Below are 22,398 nucleotides of genomic sequence, written 5' to 3' on the forward strand. Positions count from 1 at the left end.
CGCGAAATACTACCGTCCAGATCGGAGAAAGCACGCATATATTTCGATCAGATCCCCCGCTACATTGCCGCCGCCCCGAAGCCTCGCCGACGTTTATAAGTCCAGCCCGAAGATTCATTGCATGACCGCCCAACCCGCCTTCGACCTGATCTTCCGCGACACGCTGTTGCGGTCATCCGCCGCACCCGTCGATATCGGCGTGAAGGGCGGCCGCATCGCCGCGATCGAGCCCAAGCTAACGAGTGAAAAGCTTGCCTGCGAGACCGTCGAGGTCGATGTCGGCGGACGCCTCGCCCTGCCCGGGTTCGTCGACAGCCACATCCATCTCGACAAGGCCTGCCTGCTCGGCCGCTGCGGGCACAATCACGGCAGCGTCTCGGACGCGATCCGCGCCGTGGCCGGGATGAAGAAGGACTTCACCGTCGAGGACGTCTACGCACGCGGCGCAAGAGTGCTCGAACGCGCGATCGTGCACGGCACGACGCGCATGCGCACCCATGTCGAGATCGACCCGCGCATCGCCTTGCGCGGTTTCGAGGCGGTCAAGGCGCTGAAGCGCGACTATGCCTGGGCCCTCGACCTGTCGCTCTGTGTCTTCCCGCAGGAAGGCCTGACCAACGACCCCGGCAGCGAAGAGCTGCTGGTGCAGGCGCTGCGCGACGGCGGCGAAGCGATCGGCGGCTGTCCCTACATGGACACCGACCCGAACGCGCACCTCGAGCGCATCTTCGATCTCGCGCAGGAATTCGACGTCGACATCGATCTCCATCTCGATTTCGACCTCGATCCCTCCTGGTGGCACCTCGACGAGGTCTGCCGGCAGACCGAGCGGCGCAACTACGGGGGGCGCGTCGCCATCGGTCATGCCACAAAACTCTCAGCGCTGCCGCCGGAGCGGATGAAGGCGGCCACCGCGCAGCTGGCAAAATCAGGCGTTGCCGTCACCGTGCTGCCCGCGACCGATCTCTATCTGATGGGCCGCGAAGCCACCCACAACGTGCCGCGCGGGCTGACGCTTGCCCACAAGCTCACCGGCGACGGCGTGCTGTGCTCGGTCGCCACCAACAACGTGCTCAACCCGTTCACGCCGTTTGGCGACGCCTCGCTGCTGCGGATGGCAAATTTCTATGCCAACGTCGCGCACGCCTCGGTCAGCGACTTCGATACCTGCCTCGATCTCGTGACCGAGCTGCCGGCGCGGCTGATGAACCTTGGCGATTACGGCATCAAGATCGGCAACCCCGCCGATCTCGTCGTGCTCGATACCCAGGACAGCCGCTTCGCCATCGCCGAGCTGCCGGACATCGTGATGGGCTTCAAGGCTGGCCGGCAGACGTTCGAGCGGCCGCGGGCCACTTTGTTCGGACCTGGCTGACCGACTTTCCGCGCCTTGCGCCCTGCCCGCAGCTTGCGCGATGATCATCACAATCGACCAACGGAGCAACCGGATGGCCTTCGACACGATCTTCCTGAACGCTCGCTTCGACGGCGGAGCCCGGCATCACATCGCCGTCGCGGACGGCCGCATCGCCGCGATCACGCCCCTCGATGAGCGTCCCGCCGCGAACGAGACCATCGACCTCGGCAACGTCCTCGTCCTTCCCGGCTTCGTCGAAGGCCACATCCATCTCGACACCAGCTTCTATGGCGACGCCTGGCGTCCGCACAAGCCATGCACCAACGGGTTCGACGTGCATGAGCGTGTGGCCTTCCAGGCCCAGAACATGGCCGTATCAGCGCCGATGGATGTGCGCGCACGCAACCAGCTCGACCTCTGCATCGGCCACGGCACCACGCAGATGCGCAGCCACGTCATGGTCGACGGCTCCGTCGGCCTGAAATCGCTCGAGACGATTTTGCGCGTGCGCGAGGAATACAAGGGCCTGATCGACATCCAGCTCGTCGCCTTCCCCCACAGCGGCATCCTGATGAGCCCGGGCACGCCGCAATTGCTGGACGAGGCCATCGGGATCGGCGCCGATCTCGTCGGCGGGCTCGATCCCGCAAGCTTCGATCGCGACATCGAGAAGCATCTCGACGTCGTGTTCGGCGTGGCCGGCAAGCACGGCGTCGACGTCGACATCCATCTGCACGACATGGGCACACTGGGCGCGTTCGAGATCGAGCAGATCGCAGCGCGCACGCGCGCGCTCGGCATGGAGGGACGCGTTGCCGTCAGCCATGCTTACGGGCTCGGCGATATCTCCATGGATCAGCTCAAGAAGATCGCCGACATCCTCGCCCGCTCCGGCGTCGCGATCATGACCAATGCGCCGGGCGCCCGGCCCTTCCCGCCGATCCTGGCCCTGCGCAATGCAGGCGTCACCGTCTTCAGCGGCAACGACAACATCCGCGATTCCTGGTGGCCCTATGGCGACGGCGACATGCTGCGCCGGGCCACGACGCTCGGCTATCGCTCGGGCTTCAACATCGACGAGGAACTGCGCGTCGCTTTCGATATCGTCACCGTAACAGGCGCAAAAGCGCTGCGGCTCGAAAGCTATGGCCTGCGTGTCGGCGCCAAGGCCGATTTGGTGACACTGAATGCCGAGCATGTTCCTGAAGCCGTTGTCGGAGTGCCGCAAGGGCGCTCCGTGTACAAGGAAGGCAAGCTCGTCGCATCCGACGGTAAGATTGTCGGGAAGCGCGGCTAATGATCGGATCTTTTCCGTTCGATTATACCGTCAGCTTTCCTCACCCCCGAATCCGGTAGATTCCCTGACCGTAAATACGCGCATTGCGCGACGGGCCAAGGAGATCATACTAAGGCCCGCACTGACATCTGCGTTCTCTGGGGAAGTATGGAATGTTCAGCGCATTCAGCAGCATCGATTACCATTCCATTCGGGCCAACACGCCCGCCGAGATGGCCATCAAGCGACTGACCGGCATCGGCGAAGTCCTGTCGGGCATCGACATATCGGCAATCCGCACGCAGGACGACATGGCCCGCGCGCTGTTGACGCTCGATACCGCCGACAAATGCGTTCGCACGATTCTCGCCGAGTTCCGCACCGAGCGCACCACGGAAGTCGTCCGCGAAGCCACGAGCCTGATCAGCCTGATCGAGCTCGCGCGCGACGAACTCTCGGACTACGCGGCGGCAGCAGAGTCTTGAGCTGAACGCGGGCTGGACCTCAGCGCTTGATCTTCGCCAGGATACGATCCGCCTCGGTACGCCAATCGGCGCTGCGGGCAAATTCCTTCGTCCCCTTGAGGCCGAACAGCCCTTCGTCAGCGAGATCGGCAACCCAGGCCTGCCGCTCGGCGGTGCCCTGCGCCGACCACGGCGTCAGCCCCGCCTCGCGCACGGTCTCCGCGACTTCACGCATCTCCTCGGCGCGTCGGCGCCCGTGCTCGATCACGCGTTGGAAGCAATAGGCGCCCTGCTTCTCCCAGTCGATCACGGGAAACGTCTCCGCGAGCGAGGCCAGCACCGCATCCTCGACGCCATAGGCGCGCGCCGTGGTGAAACTTTCGATGACCATGGCCTCGAGGCCCTTGATCATGATGCTACGGCACATCTTCACAGCTGACGACACACCGAGCTTGTCGCTCGCAACCTTCGCCGCGAAGCCGATCGCGTTCAGCAGCGGCTCCAACTCCCTCGCGCCGGGGCCGCCGAGCAGCAGCGGCACCTTGATGCGATAAGGCGGCACCGAGGTCATCACGGCGCCCTCGACATAGCGTCCGGCAGCGCCGTCGATCAGCGCGGCGGCGCGCTGCTTGGCGCCGGGAGACGCCGAATTGAAATCGAGGAACCAGGCGCCCTGGTTGATTGCACTGGCGCAGGCTTTTGCAACGGGCACGGCCTGGCTCGCCGTGACCGCGGAGATGATGAAATCGGATTTCGCGGTCAGCTCGGCGTGAGACACCGCCAGCGTCACGCCGAACTTCGCCGCATGCTGCTTCAGCGGAGCGCCGTGCTCGCCTCCGAGCTTGATGTCGTACGCGGCAACCTTGATGTCCTGCTGGCGCAAATCCTCGGCCAGGATCCTGCCGACCTCGCCGTAACCCACCAATCCGATCTGCCAGCGCCTGGGATCACCCGCCATCAATCCAATCCTCGCGTAGTCTCGTCGAACAGCTCCTCGACCGCATAGCGGCGCGGGATCAGCGCCTGCTGGAATGCGTAGTCGACGATCAGCTCCAACGGTTTTCTATTCGCTTCGATCCCGAACGGAACGAGGTCGGGCGTCGCCGCGGGTCCCGCCTGCGCCTTGTTCCGCTTCAGGAGATCATAGACGCCCGCAACCACATCGGGGCGCGATCCTGCGAGCTGCTCGGTCACGACCACGAGATGATTGACCGGGACGACGCCGCGATGCGCGTACCATTTGGCCGCTTCCGCGGCAGGATCGGGGAATAGCGGCTTCAATGTGGGATTATCAGAGGTCTCGCCGAGAACGGCATCGAGCTCGCCGTCGAGCAACATTTGCAAAACCTTCTTGTCCTTCGGCGCACGCTCGGTGCCGTCGACATATTCGGCAACGTGCGGATCCTCGAAGGTGACCCAGTTGATCTTGTCGAGATTGACACGGTAGTCGTTGGCGAGAATGCCCCTGATCCATGCGCCCGTCGTCGTCGTGAACGAGCGGATGCCGACGCGCTTGCCTTCGAGATCGGACGGCCCGAGCGTTCCCTGCGCCGGATTATAGAGCGCGTAGGAATGCTGGAAGCGGCCGAGCATGGTCGCCGGCAGCAGCACCAGCGGCTTGCCATGCGCCTTCGCCATCAGATAGGTGACGATCGCCATCTCGCAGACGTCGAACGCCTGCTCGCGCACCATCGGCTTGAACGCCGTATTGGTCGGCGTGTAGGCGATGAAGTCGAGGTCGAAGAGGTCGGAGCGGAGCTCGCCGCTCTTCACCGCCTGGACATGTGGATGACTGCCGAGCACGGCCTTCAGCTTGAGACGATCCATCCGCCCGCTCCGCTTCTTTTCGCTTCAGAGGTCCTCGGGATTGTCGACATAGACGAGCCCGGCTTTCGCCAAGGCCTCGCGCATGTTGTACATGTCGAGGCCCAGCTCGCCCGAAGCCAGACGCTTGCGCTTGCCGCCCTCGTCGGCGTTGCGCTTCTTCGCCTTCTCGGCGACTTCAGCAGCATAGCGCTTCGGCACCACCACGACGCCGTCGTCATCGGCCACGATGATGTCACCGGGATGGACGTTGACGCCGGCACAAACCACGGGAATGTTGACCGAGCCGAGCGTCGCCTTGACCGTGCCCTTGGCCGAGACCGCGCGCGACCACACCGGAAAATTCATCTCGTGCAGCGCTTTCACGTCGCGGCAGCCGGCGTCGATGATCAGCCCCTGCACGCCGCGCGCCTGAAGCGACGTCGCGAGCAGCTCGCCAAACATGCCGTCAGTGTTGTCGGTGGTGCAGCCCACGACGAGGATGTCGCCCTTCCTGCACTGCTCGACGGCGACATGGATCATCCAGTTGTCGCCGGGCTGCGCGAGCACGGTCACCGCTGGACCCGCAATCGCTGCGCCCGGCCACACAGGCCGCAGATACGGCTTCATCAGGCCGAAGCGGCCGTAAGCCTCGTGCACCGTCGAGACGCCGTACTCCGCCATGTCAGCGGGATCGGCACGTTTGATGTTGCGAACGACGACGGGCTTCATGCCAGCTCCTCCGCAACCGTCGGGAACAGCCGCTGATAGGCCTCGCCATAGGTCATGGGCACGCCGGTGTTGCGGCTGCCCTGGATGCCGCGGTTGAGCGCGACGCGCTCGTAATAGCCCCAGAGATGCTTCTGCGCGGCGAGGATCTGGAACGCCTCGTACTTCTCCTTCCAGACCTCGTCGATCTTGAGGAGCAGATCCGGCTTGTAATTGCACTGCTCAGGCTGATGCGGCTCGAACAGGAACACCGGGGGCGCCGAATATTTGTACTGCGCGCCGGGCTTGTGACCCATCGCCTGCGCGACCACACGGGTCTCCTGCGCGAAATGCGCCGCGTTGGGATGGTCGAAATTATAGGGATCTTCCAGCGCGTGCGTCAGCACGAAGCTCGGATTGAGCTCGCGGTAGATGTCGACCATGCGATCGAAATGCGCCTCGGTGAGCTTCAGCGGATAGTCGCCGCAGTCGAAGAACTCGATCTCGGCGCCAAGCAGCTTCGCCGCCCGCTCCGCCTCGTCCTTGCGGCCGGCCTTGACCGATTCCAGCGTCGCGCCTTTTTCCTTCCAGGCGAACTGGCTCTCGCCACGCTCGCCGAAGGACATGCAGACGATCTTCATGCGATAACCCTTCTTCGCATGCAGCGCGATGGCGCCGCCGGCGCGCCAGACGAAATCGCCGGGATGGGCGGTGATCACGAGACCTGTTTTCATGGGACGAACTCCCCTCTTTCCTTGATAAGCAACGTATCGATCGCGAGCACCGTCATGTGTCGAACCCAAACAGACGCGCAGGATTATCGACGAGAATCTTCTGCTGGAACTCCGGCTCGGGCGCGAACAGCGGGATCAGGTCGACCAGGTCGCCGTCATTCGGCATCACCTTGACGTTGGGATGCGGCCAGTCGGTGCCCCAGATGACACGGTCGGGCGCGGTCTCGACGATCTTTCGCGCGAACGGCACCGCGTCCGCGAACGGCGGTCCGGCCGAGGACACCCGCTCCGAGCCGCAGATCTTGACCCAGCATTTCTCGTCGCGTTGCATCAGCTCAATCAGGATTTTGAACGGAAGCTGATCGAGCCCCTCGGACGCCTTCACCCGTCCCATATGGTCGATGGTGTAGCTCAGCGGCAATCTTGTCAGCACGTCGGCATATTCGGGCAGGTCGATCGCGTCGAAATGCAGATCGATGTGCCAGCCGAGCGGCGCAACCATCGCGATGATGCGATCGAACACACGCTTGTCGGGGACGCCGCCGAGATGGCGGACGAAATTGAAGCGGCAGCCGCGGAAGCCGCCATCATGCAGCACCTGGAGCCCACGCTCGCTGATGGTGTCGTCGATATTGGCGACCGCGCGATAGGCGCCATTGCTCTGCGCGATCGCATCGAGCGCGACAGTGTTGTCGGTCCCATGCACGCTGGCATTGACGATGACGGCCCGCTCGACGCCGAGCTTGGCATGCAGCGCACGAAAATCCTCGAGCGGTGCATCCGGCGGCGTGTAGGAACGGTCAGGCGCATACGGATATGTCGCGCCGGGCCCGAAGATGTGGCAATGCGCATCGCAGGACAGCCTTGGCAGCTTGAACTTCGGCGTGCGCGTGTTCGGATCGGGCGGCGGAATGGTCGGCGTGTACATCGTTGTCATCAGGTGAACCGCCGAGCGAGATCGCTTCTTTCAGGTCTTGCTGCTGACGACCGGCCGCCGCCGCGCCGGCGCGGCCTGATCCAGCGCCGGCGCCTGGAACGCGGCGACGGTGGCCTGCACCAATTGCTCGATGGCGCTGGCGGCATCGCTGCCGTCGGCCTCGCCGCGCGACAGGCGCGAGACGCGGTCGGGCGTCACCAGCGAATAATAGAGTGCGCCGAGCAGGAAGTGGCTGCGCCAGACGATGTCGGTGCGCGGAATATGCGGCAGGCTCTCGTGGACCGCATCGATGAAGGCGTGACTGGTATCGTCAAAGGTCTGCGCGATGATTTTTCGCGCGACCTCGTTGCCTTCGGCGGACATCACGGCGCGCAGCCGCGTGAAGCGCGCCCCGCCCCCGGCGAGATCGCTGCCCGAGGTGAAAGCCGGCACCACATAGGCGCGCACCACCGCCTCCAGCCGGTCCTGGAGATCGCGCACGCGCTTCGCAGCGGCGAGCAGCTCGAAACGGCGCAAATTCATCGGCCCGCAATGGCGCCGGTAGATCTCCAGCAGCAGGCCGTCCTTGGTCTTGAAATGATAGGTCACGCTGCCGGGATTGGCGCCGGCGGCCTGGGCGATGTCGCGCACCGAAACAGCGTTGAAGCCGTTGGTGGCGAACAGCTCCTCCGCCGCGGCGAGGATCGCCTCGCGCATGTTCGGCTTGCGGGCCGTTTCCTTGCTGGTGGGCTTGCGTACCATGTGATTTGTACTATCGTACAAAAGATCAGGTCTCGTCAACAAGAACCATGGGCGGCGTCCGGACGGCTTCGAGACAGCCACACGCGCGCGACCGCCCTCTAGGAGTGCTGGGAATGCTGGGTTTGAACAAGACAATCGGCGGCTTGATGCTGGGTGCCGGTCTGCTGCTGGGCGGCGCCGCGCAGGCCGCCGACAACTACCCGAGCAAGCCGGTCCATATCCTTGTGCCCTACGCGGCAGGCGGCGCCGTCGACGTGCTCGCGCGTACGCTCGGCCAGGCGCTGGCGAAGACCTGGGGCCAGCAGCCGGTGATCGACAACCGTCCGGGCGCCGGCGGCATCGTCGCCTCGCAGGCGCTGACACAGGCCGCCCCCGACGGCTACACGCTGATCCTGGTCGCGAGCGGCCATCCGCTCAACCAGTTCATCTATCCAAGCGTGCCCTATGACACGTTCAAGGATTTCACCGCGATCACCGAGGTCGCCTCCTCGCCGCTCGCGATCGTCGTCGCCAAGGACAGCCCCTACAAGACACTCGGCGATCTCCTCGCCGCCGCAAAGAAGGAGCCGGACAAGCTCTCCTACGGCATGTCCGGCAACGGCACCTCGGCGCATCTCGCCGGCGAGCTGCTCAAATACATGTCCGGCACCAAGATCGTCGCGATCCCCTACAAAGGCGGCGCCCCGGCGCTGACCGCGGTGATCGCGGGCGAGATCCCGCTCAGCATCAATCCGCTCGCCGAGGCGATCGGCCAGCTCGAAGGCGGCCCGGTGCGCGCGCTCGCGGTGACATCGGCCGAACGCTCCAAGGCGCTGCCTGATGTCCCGACCGTCGCCGAGTCCGGTGTCCCCGGCTACGACGTCTCGGTTTGGTGGGGCGTTCTTGGACCTGCCAAGATGCCGCCGGAGATCGTGGCGAAGCTCGAGACCGATCTGAAGGCGGCGCTGCAGGACCCGAACGTGCTGTCGACGCTCGGCAAGATCGGCGCCTCGCCGGTCGGCTCCTCCGCCAAGGACTTTGACGCCTACATGCACGCCGAGGCGACCAAATGGGAGCCGGTGCTGAAGGCCGCCGACATCCGCGCGCAGTGAGGCTCGTCACATGAGGATCTCTTCCCGGCGATTTGCGCGCACCGCCCTGCTCGCATTTGCAATGAGCGGCCTGCTCGGCGCGCCCGCGCGCGCCGATGGCGAAGCCAGGCTGCTGGCGCCGAGCGGCACGTTGCGTGTCGGCATCTATCCGGGCAGCCCGACCTCGATGGTGACGGATGCGGCCGGCAAGCCGCATGGCCTCGCCTACGATCTCGGCGGCGAGCTGGCCAAACGGCTCGGCGTTGGCATCGACTATGTCAGGTTTCAGCGCGTCGCCGACATCGTCACCGCGATCCACGACGGCCAGGTCGATTTCACCGTGACCAACGCCACGCCGGCCCGCGCCAACGAGGTCAGCTTCAGCCAGCCCGTGCTGGCAATCGAGCTCGGCTATCTCGTCCCGGCGAACTCGCCGATCGGCAGGATCGAGGACATCGACAGGCCGGGCGTGAAGATCGGCGTCACCAAGGGCTCGACCTCGGAACGGACATTGCCGGCGAAGTTTGGGAATGCGACCATCGTTCCCGCGGAAAGCGTCAAGGTCGCGATCGCCATGTTCGGCCGCGGCGAGATTGACCTCTACGCGACCAACAAGCCGACGCTGTTCGAGATGTCCGACCAGATGCCGGGCGCGAAAATCCTCGACGGCAATTGGGGCGCCGAGCATATGGCCATCGCGATTCCCAAGGGACGGGAGGACGCACTCCCCCTGATCAACCGCTTCGTGTCGGACGAGCAGTCGTCCGGCGCGCTGGACACGATCCAGCAGCAGGCGGGCCTGCGCGGCGCAACCAAGGTGACGCGCGAGTAGCTCCCGGACTTGGGTGCGGACATGGGTGGGGTGTCCTCCCGCCCTGCCCAATACAGTATTCCCTCAATGCAACCGTCGCCGAATTGCGCTAGTTTGCGTCGATCATGACTCGACGTACCGGCAGCGCCGATCTCCCTCTCCATACCGGACGGGTTCCACCCTGGCTCGCCACCCGCATGTCGTCGCTGGGTGCGATCGTCACGCAGGCGATCGTGCATCATTACGGCCGCGATGCGTTCCTCCAGCGGCTCTCGCATCCGTTCTGGTTCCAGTCGTTCGGTGCCGTGATGGGGATGGACTGGCATTCCTCGGGCATCACCACCTCCGTGATCGGCGCGCTGAAGCGTGGGCTCGGGCCCCTGCAGGATGAGCTCGGCATCTATGTCTGCGGCGGACGCGGCCAGCATTCGCGCAAGACGCCGGACGAGCTGCTGCAGCTCGGCGATCGCGTCGGCTTCGACGGCGCAAAACTCACGCGCGCCAGCCGCCTGGTCGCCAAGGTGGACAGCGCGGCGGTCCAGGACGGTTTCGATCTCTATTTGCATGGCTTCTTCGTCACCGCCGACGCCAAATGGACCGTGGTGCAGCAGGGCATGAACGGCGACAAGCGGCAGGCCCGCCGCTATCACTGGCATTCGGAGTCGCTGAAGAGTTTTGTCGATATGCCGCACAGTGCGATCGACGGACCGCAGCAGGGCGAGATCGTCAATCTCACCGATCACCGTGCCGAGGTCTCGCGCATCGCGCAGCTCGAGCTGTTGAGCGGTCTCGGCCCCGATCGCATCCTCACAGAATTCGAACGCCTCGTTGGAACTGCGCCCGAGCCGGCGCAGGCGATGCTGCCGCATCTGATCATGCCCGCGCATCATGATGTCCGGCCCAAGGACGTGTTCGCGCGCCGCCTGCACGGCACGCTGGCCGCCGCAGCCGAACGCGGCCCGGTCGATTTCCCGGAACTGCTACTGACGCCCGGCGTCGGCGCGCGTACCGTGCGCTCGCTCGCGATGGTTGCCGAGGTCGTGCATGGCGCGCCCTATCGCTTCAACGACCCCGCGCGCTTCTCGCTCGCCCATGGCGGCAAAGACCGGCATCCCTACCCCGTTCCGATCAAGGTCTATGACGAAACCATCCGCGTCCTGAAGGGCGCGATCCAGAACGCAAAGCTCGGACGCGAGGAAGAGATGCAGGCGATCAGGCGGCTCGACGACCAGGCGCGGCGGCTGGAGCGGACTACCAGCGGACCGTCGGTCGAGGCCTATATCGCCGGCGAGCGTGAAGTCTCGCCCGATCTCGACGGCCGCTCCGTGTTCGGTTGGGAGCGTGACATCGTGGCGTCACGGAAGTCGACGGGCTGACTGTCCACGGCGACGACCGGCAGCTTCGCAATCGCACGTAGACCCGGTCGCTTGCGCCAGTGAATTTGGGCGGGATCGACGGCAAGACCGAGCTTCGGCCATCGCGCAAACAGCGCCTCCAGCGCACAGGCCGCCTCGATCCGTGCGAGCTGATGGCCGAGACAGAAGTGAATTCCCGTTCCGAACGAGATGTGGCGGTTCGGCTTGCGCGTGAGGTCGGGCCGCTCGGGCTGGTCATGCACCGCCGGATCCATGTTCGCCGCGGCGAGCATGACCATGACGCGATCGCCCTTTTTCAGCGGCACGCCCGCAAGCTCGATATCCCGCCGCACATAGCGCGGCTTGGAAAACTGCACCGGTGACACGAAGCGCAAGAACTCCTCGACGGCGAGCCCGACGCGGCTCCGGTCTTCCTCCAACCAATCCCGCAAGCCCGGATTTCTGAGGAACTCGTAGACCGAGCCGCTGATTAGATGCGTCGTGGTCTCCGATCCTGCCGCGAGCAACAGGAACACCATCGACACCATTTCGTCCGGCGTGATCTGGCCGCCCTCACGCTCGACCTGAACCAGCTCGGCAATCAGGCCCTCGCCGCCCTGCACGCGCGCGACCTGCAACTGCCGTTCGAGATAGGCGCGCATCTTGCGAAACGCGAGCAGCAGGCGGAAGAAGCTGATGACGTTCGTCAGCGACGACATCTTGTTGGCCCAGGCGATGAATCGCGGGCGATCGGCCGCAGGCAGCCCCAGCAATTCGCAGATCACCGACACCGGCAGGATGCGGGCGTAACGCTGGATCAGGTCGGCGGGGCTGCCATCGGCAAACAGGTCGTTCGCCAAGCCGTCGGCGATGGCGCGAATGCGTGGCTCCATCGCCACGATCGCGCGGCGGCGAAAGGCCTCGTCGACGATGCTGCGCAGCCTCGTGTGATCAGGCTCGTCCATCGTCAGCATGTTGTTGGCGATGGTGGTGACCAGCTTCGGCATCCACCAGCGCAGGCCGGCGACTTTGCCATCCCCCTTGCGCAGCGTGAAGGTGGTGCTGTCCTTCAGGACCTGCGCCGTAGCGTCATGGGTCGTGGTGATCCAGACATCGCCGACCAGAGGAAATCGCGTCGCCACCACCGGACCGGACGCGCGCAGCGCCGCGATCGCCTTGGGCGGATCGCGGAAGAAGGCCTCGCTGGTGAAATCGAGGCGCGGTGTCATGGGTTCACCGTACTGGTTGGTGGCGCCTCAACCAGATGGTGTGTACGAGGCGACGCGCAAGGGCCGGAACCGCGCGAGAAGAAGCGAGCCTATCCGCGCCCCGGCGACCGTTGGCCGGTCTTGCGCTGCTGGCGGCCGGTGTAGGCATCCCAATGGCTCCAGCTACCGTTGCTGAGGCTTTGCAGATCGGTGCCGAGGGGACGGCGCGTGCGCTTGTCGTGATCGGCGACCAGGCGCTCGGACTGCGCGATCTTGCGCTTGAGCTCCGCGATCGTCTTCTGGGTCTCCCCATTCCGCTTCGAAGACGCGATCTCGCCCATCGTGAAGCGCGCGGTCTCGAGCGCCTTCAACTCGGCGCGGTTCTTCTTCAACTGGACCCGGTGCCAGGCGATGTTGCTGTCGCTGTCCGCAACCATGTGGGAACTCCGCTGATTCGTTCCCACAGTGTATCGCGCACGGAATCGGCGCCGCAACGCCCGCCAAACGGCGGAAATACGGTCTTATTGCGCGAAAAATCCGCGATCAGCGCTCGGCAAAGGCCTTTTCGACCACGAATTGGGCCGGCTCGCCGTGATTGCCCTCAATGAGGCCACGCTCGCCCAGCAGCACGCGGGTGTCAGCGACCAATGCCGGGCTGCCGCAAATCATGACCCGGTCATGGGCGGCTTCCAGCGGCGGCAGGCCGATATCGGCGAACAGCCTGCCCGAGGTGATGAGGTCGGTAATGCGGCCGCGGTTGCGGAAGGGATCGCGGGTCACGGTCGGATAGTAGATCAGCTGATCGCGGATGTACTCGCCGATCAATTCGTCCTTCGGCAGCGTCTCGGTGATCATCTCGCCATAGGCGAGCTCCTTCACATGCCGGCAGCCGTGCAGCAGCGCGACCTTCTCGAACCGCTCATAGGTCTCGGGGTCCTTGATCACGCTCAGAAACGGTGCGAGGCCCGTGCCGGTGCCGATGAGGTAGAGGTTGCGGCCCTCTTCGAGATTGTCGATCACCAGCGTGCCGGTGGCCTTGCGGCTGACGATGATCTCGTCGCCTTCCTTCAGATGCTGGAGGCGCGAGGTCAGCGGACCGTCCGGCACCTTGATCGAGAAGAACTCCAGCGTGTCCTCGTAATTGGCGCTGGCGACGCTGTAGGCCCGCAGCAGCGGCTTCTCGCCGACCTTGAGCCCGATCATGGTGAATTCGCCGTTGCGGAAACGGAAGGTCGGGCTGCGGGTGGTCTTGAAGGAGAACAGCGTGTCGGTCCAGTGGTGGACGCTCAAAACGCTTTCCTGATTGAAATTGCTCATCTCACCTTCCCTGTCGCTTGCAATGCGGTTCCGAGGCGGGCAGCTATGCGTCGTTTGTACACGATCATTCGTGTACTAATGAATAATCCTGCTTGCTCCCGGGGTCAAGGCTGCCCAAGATCGCGAGCGTTGCAGTTAGGAACAAGGAGCCCCTTCCATGGCGCATGACGCCCCCCAGGCCACCGGACCCTCGAAGCTCGTGATCCGGAATATCGGCCTGATCCTGTCCGGCGCCCTGGAAAAGCCGATCCTGGACGGCGACACCATCGTCGCCGAGAACGGCAAGATCACCGCCATCGGCCGCTTCAAGGACCTCAACACCGAAGGCGCGACCACCATCGTCGAGGCCAACGGCACCACGGTCGCGCCCGGCCTGATCGACAGCCATGTCCACCCTGTGGCGGGCGACTGGACGCCACGCCAGAACCAGATCGGCTGGATCGACAGCAATTTGCACGGCGGCGTCACCACGATGATCTCCGCCGGCGAGGTTCACATGCCCGGCCGCCCGCGCGACGTCGTCGGGCTGAAGGCGATGGCGATCTTCGCACAGCGCGCATTCTGGAATCTGCGCCCGGGCGGCGTGAAGGTTCACGCCGGCGCACCGGTGATCGAATGCGAGATGGTCGAGGAGGATTTCAAGGAGTTGGCCGCCGCCGGCGTCAAGCTGCTCGGCGAGGTCGGCCTTGGCGGCGTCAAGGACGGCCCGACGGCGCGCAAGATGGTCGGCTGGGCCCGCAAATACGGCATCCAGAGCACGATCCACACCGGCGGCCCCTCGATCCCCGGCTCCGGCCTGATCGACAAGGACGTGGTGCTGGAGGCCGACACCGACGTGGTCGGCCACATCAATGGCGGCCACACCGCGCTGCCCGACGACCAGATCCGCTGCATCTGCGAGGGCTGCAAGCGCGGCCTTGAGATCGTTCACAACGGCAATGAGCGCTCGGCCCTGTTCACGCTGCGCATCGCGCGCGAGATGGGCGACCTGCACCGCGTCATCCTCGGCACCGACGCGCCCGCCGGCTCCGGGGTGCAGCCGCTCGGCATTCTGCGCATGGTCTCGATGCTGTCCTCGCTCGGCGATTTGCCGGCCGAGCTCGCGTTCTGCCTTGCGACCGGCAACACCGCGCGGATGCGCGCGCTTGATTGCGGCCTGATCGAGGTCGGCCGCTCCGCCGATTTCGTCATCATGGACAAGGCCCAGCACTCACCCGGCAAGACCATCCTGGAGAGCGTCCAGCTCGGCGACCTCCCCGGCATCGGCATGACCATCATCGACGGCATCGTGCGCACCCAGCGCAGCCGCAACACGCCGCCGGCCGGACGGGTGCCGGAAGTGGTGGCGAAGTGACGCAGCCGGAGCGGCTTGCCGCTCCGCGTCGCGCCTCGAAGGCATTGAACAAGTCTGCTGCCTGCTGCGTCTAACGCAGGCAGCCCTCGGCGGCGGCAGTTCATTGCTGGACCATCGAGGGAGACATGAAAAATTCATCGCGAATAGCCATCGGCGTTGCTGGCGCAGTAGCGGGCTATGTCGCGACCTTCGTCCTGTTCTCCGTGCTCGATTTCGGCAACCGCGCAGACCCGATCACGTCGGGTCTGCTGGGGCTGTTCTTCTACTCCCCCATCGGTGCGATCGCCGGCGCGATGCTCGCCAGCTGGCTGGTGACGCGTTCAGGCAGGGACGCAGGCAAGGGCAGCGTCGCGCGCAACAGCCTGAAGTCGCTTGGCATCGTCGTGCTGCTCTGCGCCGCCGGTATCGGCATCTACATTGCCTACGCCTATGCGACCGCAACACCCTGGCTCAATCCGAACGCCAGCAATCCCCTGCTCGTGTTCGAGGTTCGCTTCCCCGCCGGCGTAACGGTGCCGGCGTCACCGCAAGGCATCACCATCGAATTGCAGACCGACCTCAACACCATGCCGGGTGAGCTGAACCCCGCCGGCTACTATTACGACGGCGACCAACCTGTCATTGCCGGCGAGGTCGAGCTGGCGTTCCGGACCGCGCACCGGCAACTCGCCGTCAACATCGCGGACCAGCCGAGCCGGATCTATCCGGTCGACTTGACGGCCCGCGCGCCGCATACGCCAGAGTTCGGCACGTGGCGGCGGCTCGCCGATGGCAGCGAAATCCGCTACCGCGCCAAATGGCCGGGGAAGACGTAAGGGATCAGCGCTTCTTCGCGATCTCACAGCGCACATAGGTCTGGCGCTTGGCCTGACCGACTGGGCCGTTGTCCATCACCAGCCTGCTGTCCGCCGCGATGGACACCCGCGGATTGGAGCGAAACTTCTCGCCCTCGCCTTCGCAGGCGAGCTTCATCTTCCAGCCGAGCTTGCCGTCCGCAGTGATCTCGCTGGCGTGGCACCGGGTCTCGTACCAATAGAGACGGTTGCCGCCCTCGATGCTCATGCGGTTGGCGCTGTCCTGATCGCGGCAGTCCTTTTTGGTCGAGGCCCAGAAGCCCTCGTAGGGTTGCGCCGCCCAAGCGGGAGCGCAACTGCCCGCCAGCGCTGCAGCAACACTCAAAGTCACTGCAAACCGCGTTACCGCTCTCATCCCAAAAACCTCGACAAACCCTTCATCGAGATTAGTCGCCAGTCCCCGCAGCTTGTTCAACTGCCGTAGGGTGGGCAAAGGCGCGAAGCGCCGTGCCCACGATCCTTGCGGCTTAAGGAAGATGGGGGGCACGCTTCGCTTTGCCCACCCTACGAGACCTTCACTACGGCACCTTACTCACCGCAGCTTGTTCAACAGCGCCATCAGCATCTCGCGCTCCCTGGCGTCGAGCGGCGCCAGCGTTTCCCGTGTGATCGCGAGCGCATTCGGCGCGACCTTCTCGGATAGCTGCTGACCTGCACGCGTCAGGCTGACCAGCAGCCGACGTCCGTCTTCAGGGTCCTGGCTGGTCTCCGTGAGACCGCGCGCCGTCAGGCGATCGATCACGCCCTTGATGGTCGCGACATCCATCGCCGTCAGCCGCCCGAGCTGGTTCTGCGAGCATGGCCCGGTCTCGGCCAGCTTCGACAAGGCCGCCCACTGCGTCGGGGTCAGATTGGTGCCGATGTCGCGCGAGAAGATCGAGCTGTGGCGCTGCCAGACCTGACGCAGGATGAAGCCGACCTGCTCGTCGAGCACGTAAGACGATTTTGCCGGCTTGACGCTCTTCTTCGCCGCGACGCTTCTTGCCATTCAGTCCCGCCCCTCACAACGACAGATGCGCGTCGCGGATATCCGGACGCGCGTCGAGCTCGGCCATGGTGCCGCCGAAGCAGATGCGGCCGCGCTCGATGATATAGGCGCGGTCGGAAATCAGCCGCGCAAAGTGCAAATTCTGCTCGGAGACGACGATGCTGACGCCTTCCTTCTTCATGGTCAGGATGGCATCGACCATCTGCTCCACGATCTTCGGCGACAGGCCTTCCGAGGGCTCGTCCAGCAGCACCAGCGACGGATTGCCCATCAGCGTGCGCGCGATGGTGAGCATCTGCTGCTCGCCGCCGCTCATACGGCCGCCCGGACGATTCTTCATCTCACCCAGGTTCGGAAACAGCGCGAACAGTTTTTCGCGGGTCCAGTGCGGGGCGTTCGGACGCTTCGGCTGGCGGCCGACCTCGAGATTCTCCTCCACCGTCAAATCAGTGAAGATGCGCCGCTCCTCCGGCACATAGCCGAGCCCGTCGCGCACGATTTCATGCGTCGGGCGCGCCGAGACATCCTTGCCCTCGAACATGATGCGCCCCGAGCGCTGGGCAACGAGCCCGACGATCGAGCGAAACGTCGTCGACTTGCCGGCGCCGTTGCGGCCGAGCAACGCCACCACCTCGCCCTCGCCGACCTCGAAACCGATGTCGAACAGGATATGGGCCGGGCCGTAATGACTGTTGAGGTCCTGCACCGTGAGCTTCATGCGGAGGCTCCATGCCCGGCATCGTAAAGCAGGCCATCGCCAAGATAGACTGCCTGCACCTGCGGATTGCTGCGCACCTCGGCCGGCGAGCCTTCGGCGATCAGCGTGCCGCGGTTGAGCACGATGATGCGGTCGGCATGCTCGAACACCACGTCCATGTCGTGCTCGGTGAAGAGCACGCCGATCGACTTCTCCCGCGCGATCTGCGCCGTCAGCCGCATCAGCTCGACGCGCTCGCGCGGCGCCATGCCGGCGGTCGGCTCGTCCATCAGCAGCAGCTTGGGCTCGTTGGCGAGCGCAACCGCGAGCTCGAGCCGCTTGAGGTCGCCATAGGCGAGCTCACCGCAGGGCCGATCGGCGTAGCCGCCCATGCCGACCAGCTCGAGCAGCCGCCCGGCCTCGCCGCGGTCGAAGTTCGGCGCCGAGCCAAAGAGATTAAACAGCTGCTTCCCATGCGAGATCAGCGCGACCTGCACGTTCTCTCGCACGGTCATGGTCGCGAAGGTCGCCGTGATCTGGAAGGTGCGCCCGACGCCGAGCCGCCAGATCTCGCGCGGCTTCTTGCCGGTGATCTCCTCGCCGAGCAGGCGGACATGGCCGGTATCAGGCTTGTTCTGGCCGTTGAGCATGTCGAAGCAGGTGCTCTTGCCCGCGCCGTTCGGACCGATCAGCGCCAGAATTTCGCCTGATCGCAGCGAGAACGAGACGCCGCGCACGGCGTGGATGCCGCCATAAGATTTGGACAGGCCTTCAACCGCGAGAAGTGGGGGTGCGACGCTCATTCGACGGACTCGATCGGCTTGGCAAGCAAGGGAGATCCCGGCGGCGATGTCTTTCTGCGCCGCTGCGCCAGCATCTCCAGCGTGCCGACGATGCCCTTGGGGAAGACGACGACGATCAGCACGATGAAGCCGCCAAGCACGAGCTTTGACAGGTCGGTCTGGCTGACCAGCCAGATGTTGAGCGCCTTGTAGACGATAGCGCCGATCACCGCGCCCGACACCGTCTCGACGCCGCCGAGCAGCACCATGACCAGCGCGTCGACCGACAGCGAGATCCCAAGATTGTCGGGGAAGACGCTGCCCTTGAGGTAGGCGAACAGCGCGCCGCCGATGCCGGCGGTCGTGCCGGCGATCACGAACGCCGTCCACTGGATGCGCTTGGCATTGATGCCGACCGCCTCGCTGCGCAGAGGCGAGTCGCGCGTGGCCCTGAGTGCGTAGCCGAACGGCGAGAATACCATGGCCCGAAGCGCGACCGTCACAAGTGCCGCAACGCCGAGCGCCAACCAATAGAAATGCCCCGGGCTCGCCGCCCAGCTTGACGGCCAGACGCCGAGTATGCCGTTGTCGCCGCCCGTTACACTCACCCACTGGAACGCGATCGACCAGACGATCTGCGCAAACGCAAGCGTCAGCATCGCGAAATAGACGCCGGAAAGCTGCACCGCGAAGAAACCGAACACGGCCGCGCCCATGCAGCCCAGCAGCGGTCCGAGCAGCAGGCACACGATCATCGGCAACCCTGCTATCTTGGCGAGGAAGGCGACGCCGTAGGCGCCGAGACCGAAATAAGCGGCATGCCCGAACGACGCGAGCCCGCCGACCGACATCAGGAAATGCAGGCTGACGGCGAAGATCACGAAGATCGCGATCTCCGAACCGACCGTGAGAACATAATTGCCGGCGAACAGCGGCAGCGTCGCCGCGATGACGAGCGCGGCAAGCGCCGCGAGCCGCTCGTTCGACGTCAGCGGCCGCCAGGGATTGACGGTGAGGCCCGGTGTCTTGCGCGCGGCCGCCTCGGGTTTGCCGAACAGGCCCCAGGGCCGGACGATCAGCACCACCGCCATCACCAGGAAGACCAGGATGATGGAGATTTTCGGAAAGATCAGGATGCCGAAGGCATTGAGCTCGGAGACCAGCACCGCCGCGACGAAGGCGCCGACGATGCTGCCGAGGCCACCGATCACGACCACGACGAAGACCTCGACGATGATACGCAGATCCATGGCGTGATGCACGGCATCGCGCGGGATCTGGAGCGCGCCGCCGAGTGCGGCGAGGAAGACGCCGACCGCAAACACGGATGTGAACAGCCATTTCTGGTTGACGCCAAGCGCCGCGACCATGTCGCGGTCCTGCGTCGCCGCGCGCACCAGCACGCCCCAGCGCGTGCGCTGGAACAGCAGCCAGAGAATGCCGAGTACGACCGGGCTGAGCACGATCAGGAACAAATCGTAGCTCGGGATGTTCTGGCCGAAGAAATCGATGGCGCCCTTGAAGCCCGGCGCGCGGCGGCCGACGAGATCGTCGGGGCCCCAGATCAGCACGACGAGATCCTCGACCATCAAGGTCAGGCCGAAGGTCGCAAGCAGCTGGAACAGCTCGGGCGCGTGATAGATGCGGCGCAGCAGCACCATCTCGACGATGACGCCGATCAAGGCCACGGCAAACGCGGCGATGACGATCGCGCCCCAGAAGCCGCACGCTCCCGAAAGCCGCTCGGTGAGCGTGAAGGCGATGTAGGCGCCGATCATGTAGAAGGCGCCATGCGCGAAATTCACGATCCGCGTCACGCCGAAGATGATCGACAGGCCCGAGGCCACCAGGAACAGCGACGCTGCGCTGGCGAGACCGGTCAAAAACTGTACGACATAAAAGGCCATCGGCGGTCCGGGTTAGGCATAAGTCTCAGTGTCTCGCTTCATCCTTCGAGACGGCGCTACGCGCCTCCTCAGGATGAGGTCCGGGACCCTCATGGTGAGGAGCGCGGCAACGCCGCGCGTCTCGAACCATGAGGCCCCGGTCTCTCTTCGCATCAATCCTTCGGACGCAGCTTCTCGACTTCGGCGTCGCTCGGCAAATAGTCCGATCCCTTCTTGTAAGAAGAATCCACCATCACGCCCTTGCCGTCCTTCAGCGCGGTCTTGCCGACATAGGCACCGAGCGTCGACTGGTGGTCGATCTTGCGGAAGGTGATCTCGCCGAACGGCGACGGCATCGACAGCCCCTCTGCCGCGGCAATCAGTTTCTCCGGATCGGTCGAGCCGGCCTTCGCAAGGATCGCGGCGGCCGCCTTGATGGTCTGATAACCGACGATCGAGCCTAGGCGCGGATAATCGTTGTACTTGGCCTGATAGGCCTTCAGGAACGCGTCATGCTCGGGCGTCTTGATCGAGTACCAGGGATAGCCGGTGACGATCCAGCCCTCCGGGGTCTCGTCCTTAAGCGGATCGAGATATTCGGGCTCACCGGTCAGGAACGAGACGACCTCGCGCCCCTTGAACAGGCCGCGGGTGTTGCCTTCACGCACGAGCTTCACGAGGTCGGCGCCGAAGGTGACGTTGAGGATCGCTTCGGGATTGGCTGCGGCAACCGCCTGCACCACGGGACCCGCGTCGATCTTGCCCTGCGGCGGCCACTGCTCGTCGACCCACTGGATGTCCGGGCGCTTCTCCGACATCAGCTTCTTGAACACCGCAACCGCCGACTGACCATATTCATAGTTCGGCGCGATCGTCGCCCAGCGTTTGGCGGGCAGCTTGCTGGCGGCTTCCACCAGCATCGCGGCCTGCATGTAGTTGGAGGGACGCAGGCGGAAGGTGTACTTGTTGCCCTTGGACCAGGTGATGGCATCCGTCAGCGGCTCGGCCGCGAGGAAGAACACCTTCTTCTGGTTGGCGAAGTCGCTGACGGCGAGGCCGATGTTCGACAGGAACGTACCCGTCAGCATCGCAACACCCTCGCTGGAGACGAGCTCGTTGGCCGCGGTCTGCGCATCGGCCGGCTTGCCGCCGTCGTCCTTGGAGACGACGACAAGCTTCTTGCCGTTGATGCCGCCGGCCGCGTTGACCTGTTCGACTGCGAGCTGCCAGCCCTTGCGATAGGGCTCGGTGAACGCCGGCAACAGCGAGTAGCTGTTGATCTCGCCGATCTTGATCTCCTGCGCCACGGCCGAATGAGCCATGCCGCCCGCCAGCAGCGCGAAGGCCGCGCCCACAAAAGTGTTTCTTGCTCGCATCCCAACCTCCAGTTTTGAACTTTCTACGTCTTCAGCGTGATCTTGTCGGAGAAGCTGTGCCCGCCTCCCCTGTTCAAACTCTATCTCAAACCGTCTTCACCCTTCACTTCCGCAACCGTCAGGCCGCCGACGCGCGGCAACGGGCGTCCGCTGTCGGTGACGGCGACTGCGACCATGATCTCGTTGGCGCGCGGCGCATCATTGATCTGCACTTCCATGCCGTCAAAGTGACTGCGCACGAAAGCCGCGTCCTTGTGCCCGAGCGGAATGTCCAGTGTCGTGCCGGGGCCGCTGCGCTTCTTCGATGACGGGATCAGCGCCGCGCCCTTGCTCAGCACCTTGCGCACCGGAGCGCCCATCTTCGGATGCAGGATAGCCGCTGCATGCTCCAGCTCGCCGTTCTCGCCGACCGCCGCGGCCTTGCCGTAGCTCTGCGCCTTCGCGCCATCGATGCCGAGCGCCGCCACCGCGCGCTTTGACAGAAGCTCGCCGAGCTCCTCGCCGATCGTGATCAGCGGCGAGAGATCCTCGACATATTTGCCGGCAAAGGGATTTTCGATCACGGCGATCGCCGCCGCACGCCGCGTCGGCGGCGAGACCTGGCGGCCCATTTCCATCTGCGTCTCTTCGACGACGGTGACGATCTTGCGGATGATCGCGCTCATGTTTCGCTTCCCTGT

The 22,398-nt window shown here is 64.8% G+C and carries 24 protein-coding genes; 8 read left to right on the top strand and 16 right to left on the bottom strand.

The features are described from left to right. Positions 1–121: 121 nt before the first annotated feature. The 3 genes from OWC48_RS00615 to OWC48_RS00625 all read left to right on the top strand — a co-directional run bounded on the left by OWC48_RS00615 (position 122) and on the right by OWC48_RS00625 (position 3,118). Complete coding sequence (locus OWC48_RS00615; RefSeq protein WP_282518183.1) at positions 122–1,375, top strand: amidohydrolase family protein; 1,254 nt, start codon at positions 122–124, stop codon at positions 1,373–1,375. A gap of 73 nt (positions 1,376–1,448) precedes the next feature. Then, on the top strand, positions 1,449–2,654 hold the full coding sequence (locus OWC48_RS00620) for an amidohydrolase family protein (protein WP_282518184.1): 1,206 nt from the start codon (positions 1,449–1,451) through the stop codon (positions 2,652–2,654). Positions 2,655–2,806: 152 nt separating this feature from the next. Continuing rightward, a complete protein-coding gene (locus OWC48_RS00625; RefSeq protein WP_282518185.1) occupies positions 2,807–3,118 on the top strand; it encodes a hypothetical protein in 312 nt (103 codons plus the stop codon). A gap of 19 nt (positions 3,119–3,137) precedes the next feature. On the opposite strand, the gene OWC48_RS00630 is transcribed toward OWC48_RS00625, so the two are convergent. From OWC48_RS00630 to OWC48_RS00655, 6 genes are read right to left on the bottom strand one after another with little or no spacing between them, the layout of a single operon-like run. Beyond that, positions 3,138–4,055 carry a DUF1932 domain-containing protein gene (locus OWC48_RS00630; RefSeq protein ID WP_282518186.1) on the bottom strand — a complete coding sequence of 306 codons (918 nt, stop codon included), beginning with the start codon at positions 4,053–4,055 and terminating at the stop codon, positions 3,138–3,140. Next, on the bottom strand, positions 4,055–4,924 hold the full coding sequence (locus OWC48_RS00635) for a hypothetical protein (protein WP_282518187.1): 870 nt from the start codon (positions 4,922–4,924) through the stop codon (positions 4,055–4,057). The genes OWC48_RS00630 and OWC48_RS00635 overlap by 1 nt, the downstream gene beginning before the upstream one ends. Before the next feature lie 24 nt (positions 4,925–4,948). Next, on the bottom strand, positions 4,949–5,632 hold the full coding sequence (locus OWC48_RS00640) for a 4-carboxy-4-hydroxy-2-oxoadipate aldolase/oxaloacetate decarboxylase (protein WP_282518188.1): 684 nt from the start codon (positions 5,630–5,632) through the stop codon (positions 4,949–4,951). Then, positions 5,629–6,342: a PIG-L deacetylase family protein gene (locus tag OWC48_RS00645; RefSeq protein WP_027517331.1), complete on the bottom strand. Its 714-nt coding sequence runs from the start codon at positions 6,340–6,342 to the stop codon at positions 5,629–5,631. The genes OWC48_RS00640 and OWC48_RS00645 overlap by 4 nt, the downstream gene beginning before the upstream one ends. Positions 6,343–6,394: 52 nt before the next feature. Continuing rightward, positions 6,395–7,279 carry an amidohydrolase gene (locus OWC48_RS00650; RefSeq protein ID WP_282518189.1) on the bottom strand — a complete coding sequence of 295 codons (885 nt, stop codon included), beginning with the start codon at positions 7,277–7,279 and terminating at the stop codon, positions 6,395–6,397. 30 nt (positions 7,280–7,309) lie between these two features. Further along, the gene (locus OWC48_RS00655; protein WP_282518190.1) at positions 7,310–8,020 is read right to left on the bottom strand and encodes a TetR/AcrR family transcriptional regulator; all 711 of its coding nucleotides are present in this window, start codon (positions 8,018–8,020) and stop codon (positions 7,310–7,312) included. A gap of 113 nt (positions 8,021–8,133) precedes the next feature. Between OWC48_RS00655 and OWC48_RS00660 the strand changes: the two genes are divergently transcribed. The 3 genes from OWC48_RS00660 (at position 8,134) to OWC48_RS00670 (ending at position 11,277) form a co-directional block, all read left to right on the top strand. Beyond that, entirely contained in the window at positions 8,134–9,111 is a 978-nt protein-coding gene (locus OWC48_RS00660; protein ID WP_282518191.1) for a tripartite tricarboxylate transporter substrate binding protein, read from the top strand. Between the two features lie 10 nt (positions 9,112–9,121). Then, positions 9,122–9,922, top strand: coding sequence for an ABC transporter substrate-binding protein (locus OWC48_RS00665; RefSeq protein WP_282518192.1), 801 nt, complete (start codon positions 9,122–9,124; stop codon positions 9,920–9,922). Positions 9,923–10,026: 104 nt separating this feature from the next. Further along, entirely contained in the window at positions 10,027–11,277 is a 1,251-nt protein-coding gene (locus tag OWC48_RS00670) for a DUF763 domain-containing protein (protein ID WP_282518193.1), read from the top strand. On the opposite strand, the gene OWC48_RS00675 is transcribed toward OWC48_RS00670, so the two are convergent. The 3 genes from OWC48_RS00675 to OWC48_RS00685 form a co-directional block, all read right to left on the bottom strand. Further along, on the bottom strand, positions 11,178–12,485 hold the full coding sequence (locus OWC48_RS00675; protein ID WP_282518194.1) for a cytochrome P450: 1,308 nt from the start codon (positions 12,483–12,485) through the stop codon (positions 11,178–11,180). The two genes, OWC48_RS00670 and OWC48_RS00675, sit on opposite strands and share 100 nt — an antisense overlap. 89 nt (positions 12,486–12,574) lie before the next feature. Further along, entirely contained in the window at positions 12,575–12,901 is a 327-nt protein-coding gene (locus OWC48_RS00680) for a hypothetical protein (protein WP_282518195.1), read from the bottom strand. A gap of 106 nt (positions 12,902–13,007) precedes the next feature. Next, positions 13,008–13,781, bottom strand: coding sequence for a ferredoxin--NADP reductase (locus OWC48_RS00685; RefSeq protein WP_282518196.1), 774 nt, complete (start codon positions 13,779–13,781; stop codon positions 13,008–13,010). Between the two features lie 157 nt (positions 13,782–13,938). Here OWC48_RS00685 and OWC48_RS00690 point away from each other — a divergent pair, with 157 nt between their 5' ends. Beyond that, positions 13,939–15,135 (top strand): amidohydrolase family protein, encoded by a 1,197-nt coding sequence (locus OWC48_RS00690; RefSeq protein ID WP_282518197.1) that lies wholly within the window; start codon positions 13,939–13,941, stop codon positions 15,133–15,135. A gap of 125 nt (positions 15,136–15,260) precedes the next feature. Next, entirely contained in the window at positions 15,261–15,950 is a 690-nt protein-coding gene (locus OWC48_RS00695) for a hypothetical protein (protein ID WP_282518198.1), read from the top strand. A 4-nt stretch (positions 15,951–15,954) separates the two neighbouring features. Here the strand turns inward: OWC48_RS00695 and OWC48_RS00700 are convergent, their stop codons facing one another. The 7 genes from OWC48_RS00700 to OWC48_RS00730 form a co-directional block, all read right to left on the bottom strand. Beyond that, the gene (locus tag OWC48_RS00700) at positions 15,955–16,344 is read right to left on the bottom strand and encodes a hypothetical protein (RefSeq protein WP_306664151.1); all 390 of its coding nucleotides are present in this window, start codon (positions 16,342–16,344) and stop codon (positions 15,955–15,957) included. A gap of 177 nt (positions 16,345–16,521) precedes the next feature. Continuing rightward, complete coding sequence (locus OWC48_RS00705) at positions 16,522–16,977, bottom strand: MarR family winged helix-turn-helix transcriptional regulator (RefSeq protein ID WP_282518200.1); 456 nt, start codon at positions 16,975–16,977, stop codon at positions 16,522–16,524. Between the two features lie 13 nt (positions 16,978–16,990). Further along, positions 16,991–17,695 carry an ABC transporter ATP-binding protein gene (locus tag OWC48_RS00710; protein ID WP_247307205.1) on the bottom strand — a complete coding sequence of 235 codons (705 nt, stop codon included), beginning with the start codon at positions 17,693–17,695 and terminating at the stop codon, positions 16,991–16,993. Continuing rightward, positions 17,692–18,477, bottom strand: coding sequence for an ABC transporter ATP-binding protein (locus tag OWC48_RS00715; RefSeq protein ID WP_282518201.1), 786 nt, complete (start codon positions 18,475–18,477; stop codon positions 17,692–17,694). The genes OWC48_RS00710 and OWC48_RS00715 overlap by 4 nt, the downstream gene beginning before the upstream one ends. After that, complete coding sequence (locus OWC48_RS00720; RefSeq protein WP_282518202.1) at positions 18,474–20,363, bottom strand: ABC transporter permease; 1,890 nt, start codon at positions 20,361–20,363, stop codon at positions 18,474–18,476. The genes OWC48_RS00715 and OWC48_RS00720 overlap by 4 nt, the downstream gene beginning before the upstream one ends. A gap of 152 nt (positions 20,364–20,515) precedes the next feature. Continuing rightward, a complete protein-coding gene (locus tag OWC48_RS00725; protein WP_028146663.1) occupies positions 20,516–21,718 on the bottom strand; it encodes an ABC transporter substrate-binding protein in 1,203 nt (400 codons plus the stop codon). A gap of 80 nt (positions 21,719–21,798) precedes the next feature. Beyond that, complete coding sequence (locus OWC48_RS00730; RefSeq protein ID WP_282518203.1) at positions 21,799–22,383, bottom strand: amino acid synthesis family protein; 585 nt, start codon at positions 22,381–22,383, stop codon at positions 21,799–21,801. Between the last annotated feature and the right edge of the window lie 15 nt (positions 22,384–22,398).

The organism is Bradyrhizobium sp. Arg816 (assembly GCF_029989365.1).
Classification (GTDB): domain Bacteria; phylum Pseudomonadota; class Alphaproteobacteria; order Rhizobiales; family Xanthobacteraceae; genus Bradyrhizobium.

What these genes read in the sequence shown, in the direction of transcription:
- OWC48_RS00700 (WP_306664151.1), bottom strand. Translation starts at nt 16,344, where the DNA reads ATGAGAGCGGTAACGCGGTTTGCAGTGACTTTGAGTGTTGCTGCAGCG.
- OWC48_RS00720 (WP_282518202.1), bottom strand. Translation starts at nt 20,363, where the DNA reads ATGGCCTTTTATGTCGTACAGTTTTTGACCGGTCTCGCCAGCGCAGCG.
- OWC48_RS00695 (WP_282518198.1), top strand. Translation starts at nt 15,261, where the DNA reads ATGAAAAATTCATCGCGAATAGCCATCGGCGTTGCTGGCGCAGTAGCG.
- OWC48_RS00655 (WP_282518190.1), bottom strand. Translation starts at nt 8,020, where the DNA reads ATGGTACGCAAGCCCACCAGCAAGGAAACGGCCCGCAAGCCGAACATG.
- OWC48_RS00730 (WP_282518203.1), bottom strand. Translation starts at nt 22,383, where the DNA reads ATGAGCGCGATCATCCGCAAGATCGTCACCGTCGTCGAAGAGACGCAG.
- OWC48_RS00685 (WP_282518196.1), bottom strand. Translation starts at nt 13,781, where the DNA reads ATGAGCAATTTCAATCAGGAAAGCGTTTTGAGCGTCCACCACTGGACC.
- OWC48_RS00665 (WP_282518192.1), top strand. Translation starts at nt 9,122, where the DNA reads ATGAGGATCTCTTCCCGGCGATTTGCGCGCACCGCCCTGCTCGCATTT.
- OWC48_RS00710 (WP_247307205.1), bottom strand. Translation starts at nt 17,695, where the DNA reads ATGAAGCTCACGGTGCAGGACCTCAACAGTCATTACGGCCCGGCCCAT.
- OWC48_RS00705 (WP_282518200.1), bottom strand. Translation starts at nt 16,977, where the DNA reads ATGGCAAGAAGCGTCGCGGCGAAGAAGAGCGTCAAGCCGGCAAAATCG.
- OWC48_RS00630 (WP_282518186.1), bottom strand. Translation starts at nt 4,055, where the DNA reads ATGGCGGGTGATCCCAGGCGCTGGCAGATCGGATTGGTGGGTTACGGC.
- OWC48_RS00645 (WP_027517331.1), bottom strand. Translation starts at nt 6,342, where the DNA reads ATGAAAACAGGTCTCGTGATCACCGCCCATCCCGGCGATTTCGTCTGG.
- OWC48_RS00635 (WP_282518187.1), bottom strand. Translation starts at nt 4,924, where the DNA reads ATGGATCGTCTCAAGCTGAAGGCCGTGCTCGGCAGTCATCCACATGTC.
- OWC48_RS00680 (WP_282518195.1), bottom strand. Translation starts at nt 12,901, where the DNA reads ATGGTTGCGGACAGCGACAGCAACATCGCCTGGCACCGGGTCCAGTTG.
- OWC48_RS00620 (WP_282518184.1), top strand. Translation starts at nt 1,449, where the DNA reads ATGGCCTTCGACACGATCTTCCTGAACGCTCGCTTCGACGGCGGAGCC.
- OWC48_RS00670 (WP_282518193.1), top strand. Translation starts at nt 10,027, where the DNA reads ATGACTCGACGTACCGGCAGCGCCGATCTCCCTCTCCATACCGGACGG.
- OWC48_RS00625 (WP_282518185.1), top strand. Translation starts at nt 2,807, where the DNA reads ATGTTCAGCGCATTCAGCAGCATCGATTACCATTCCATTCGGGCCAAC.
- OWC48_RS00650 (WP_282518189.1), bottom strand. Translation starts at nt 7,279, where the DNA reads ATGACAACGATGTACACGCCGACCATTCCGCCGCCCGATCCGAACACG.
- OWC48_RS00725 (WP_028146663.1), bottom strand. Translation starts at nt 21,718, where the DNA reads ATGCGAGCAAGAAACACTTTTGTGGGCGCGGCCTTCGCGCTGCTGGCG.
- OWC48_RS00615 (WP_282518183.1), top strand. Translation starts at nt 122, where the DNA reads ATGACCGCCCAACCCGCCTTCGACCTGATCTTCCGCGACACGCTGTTG.
- OWC48_RS00640 (WP_282518188.1), bottom strand. Translation starts at nt 5,632, where the DNA reads ATGAAGCCCGTCGTCGTTCGCAACATCAAACGTGCCGATCCCGCTGAC.
- OWC48_RS00715 (WP_282518201.1), bottom strand. Translation starts at nt 18,477, where the DNA reads ATGAGCGTCGCACCCCCACTTCTCGCGGTTGAAGGCCTGTCCAAATCT.
- OWC48_RS00690 (WP_282518197.1), top strand. Translation starts at nt 13,939, where the DNA reads ATGGCGCATGACGCCCCCCAGGCCACCGGACCCTCGAAGCTCGTGATC.
- OWC48_RS00660 (WP_282518191.1), top strand. Translation starts at nt 8,134, where the DNA reads ATGCTGGGTTTGAACAAGACAATCGGCGGCTTGATGCTGGGTGCCGGT.
- OWC48_RS00675 (WP_282518194.1), bottom strand. Translation starts at nt 12,485, where the DNA reads ATGACACCGCGCCTCGATTTCACCAGCGAGGCCTTCTTCCGCGATCCG.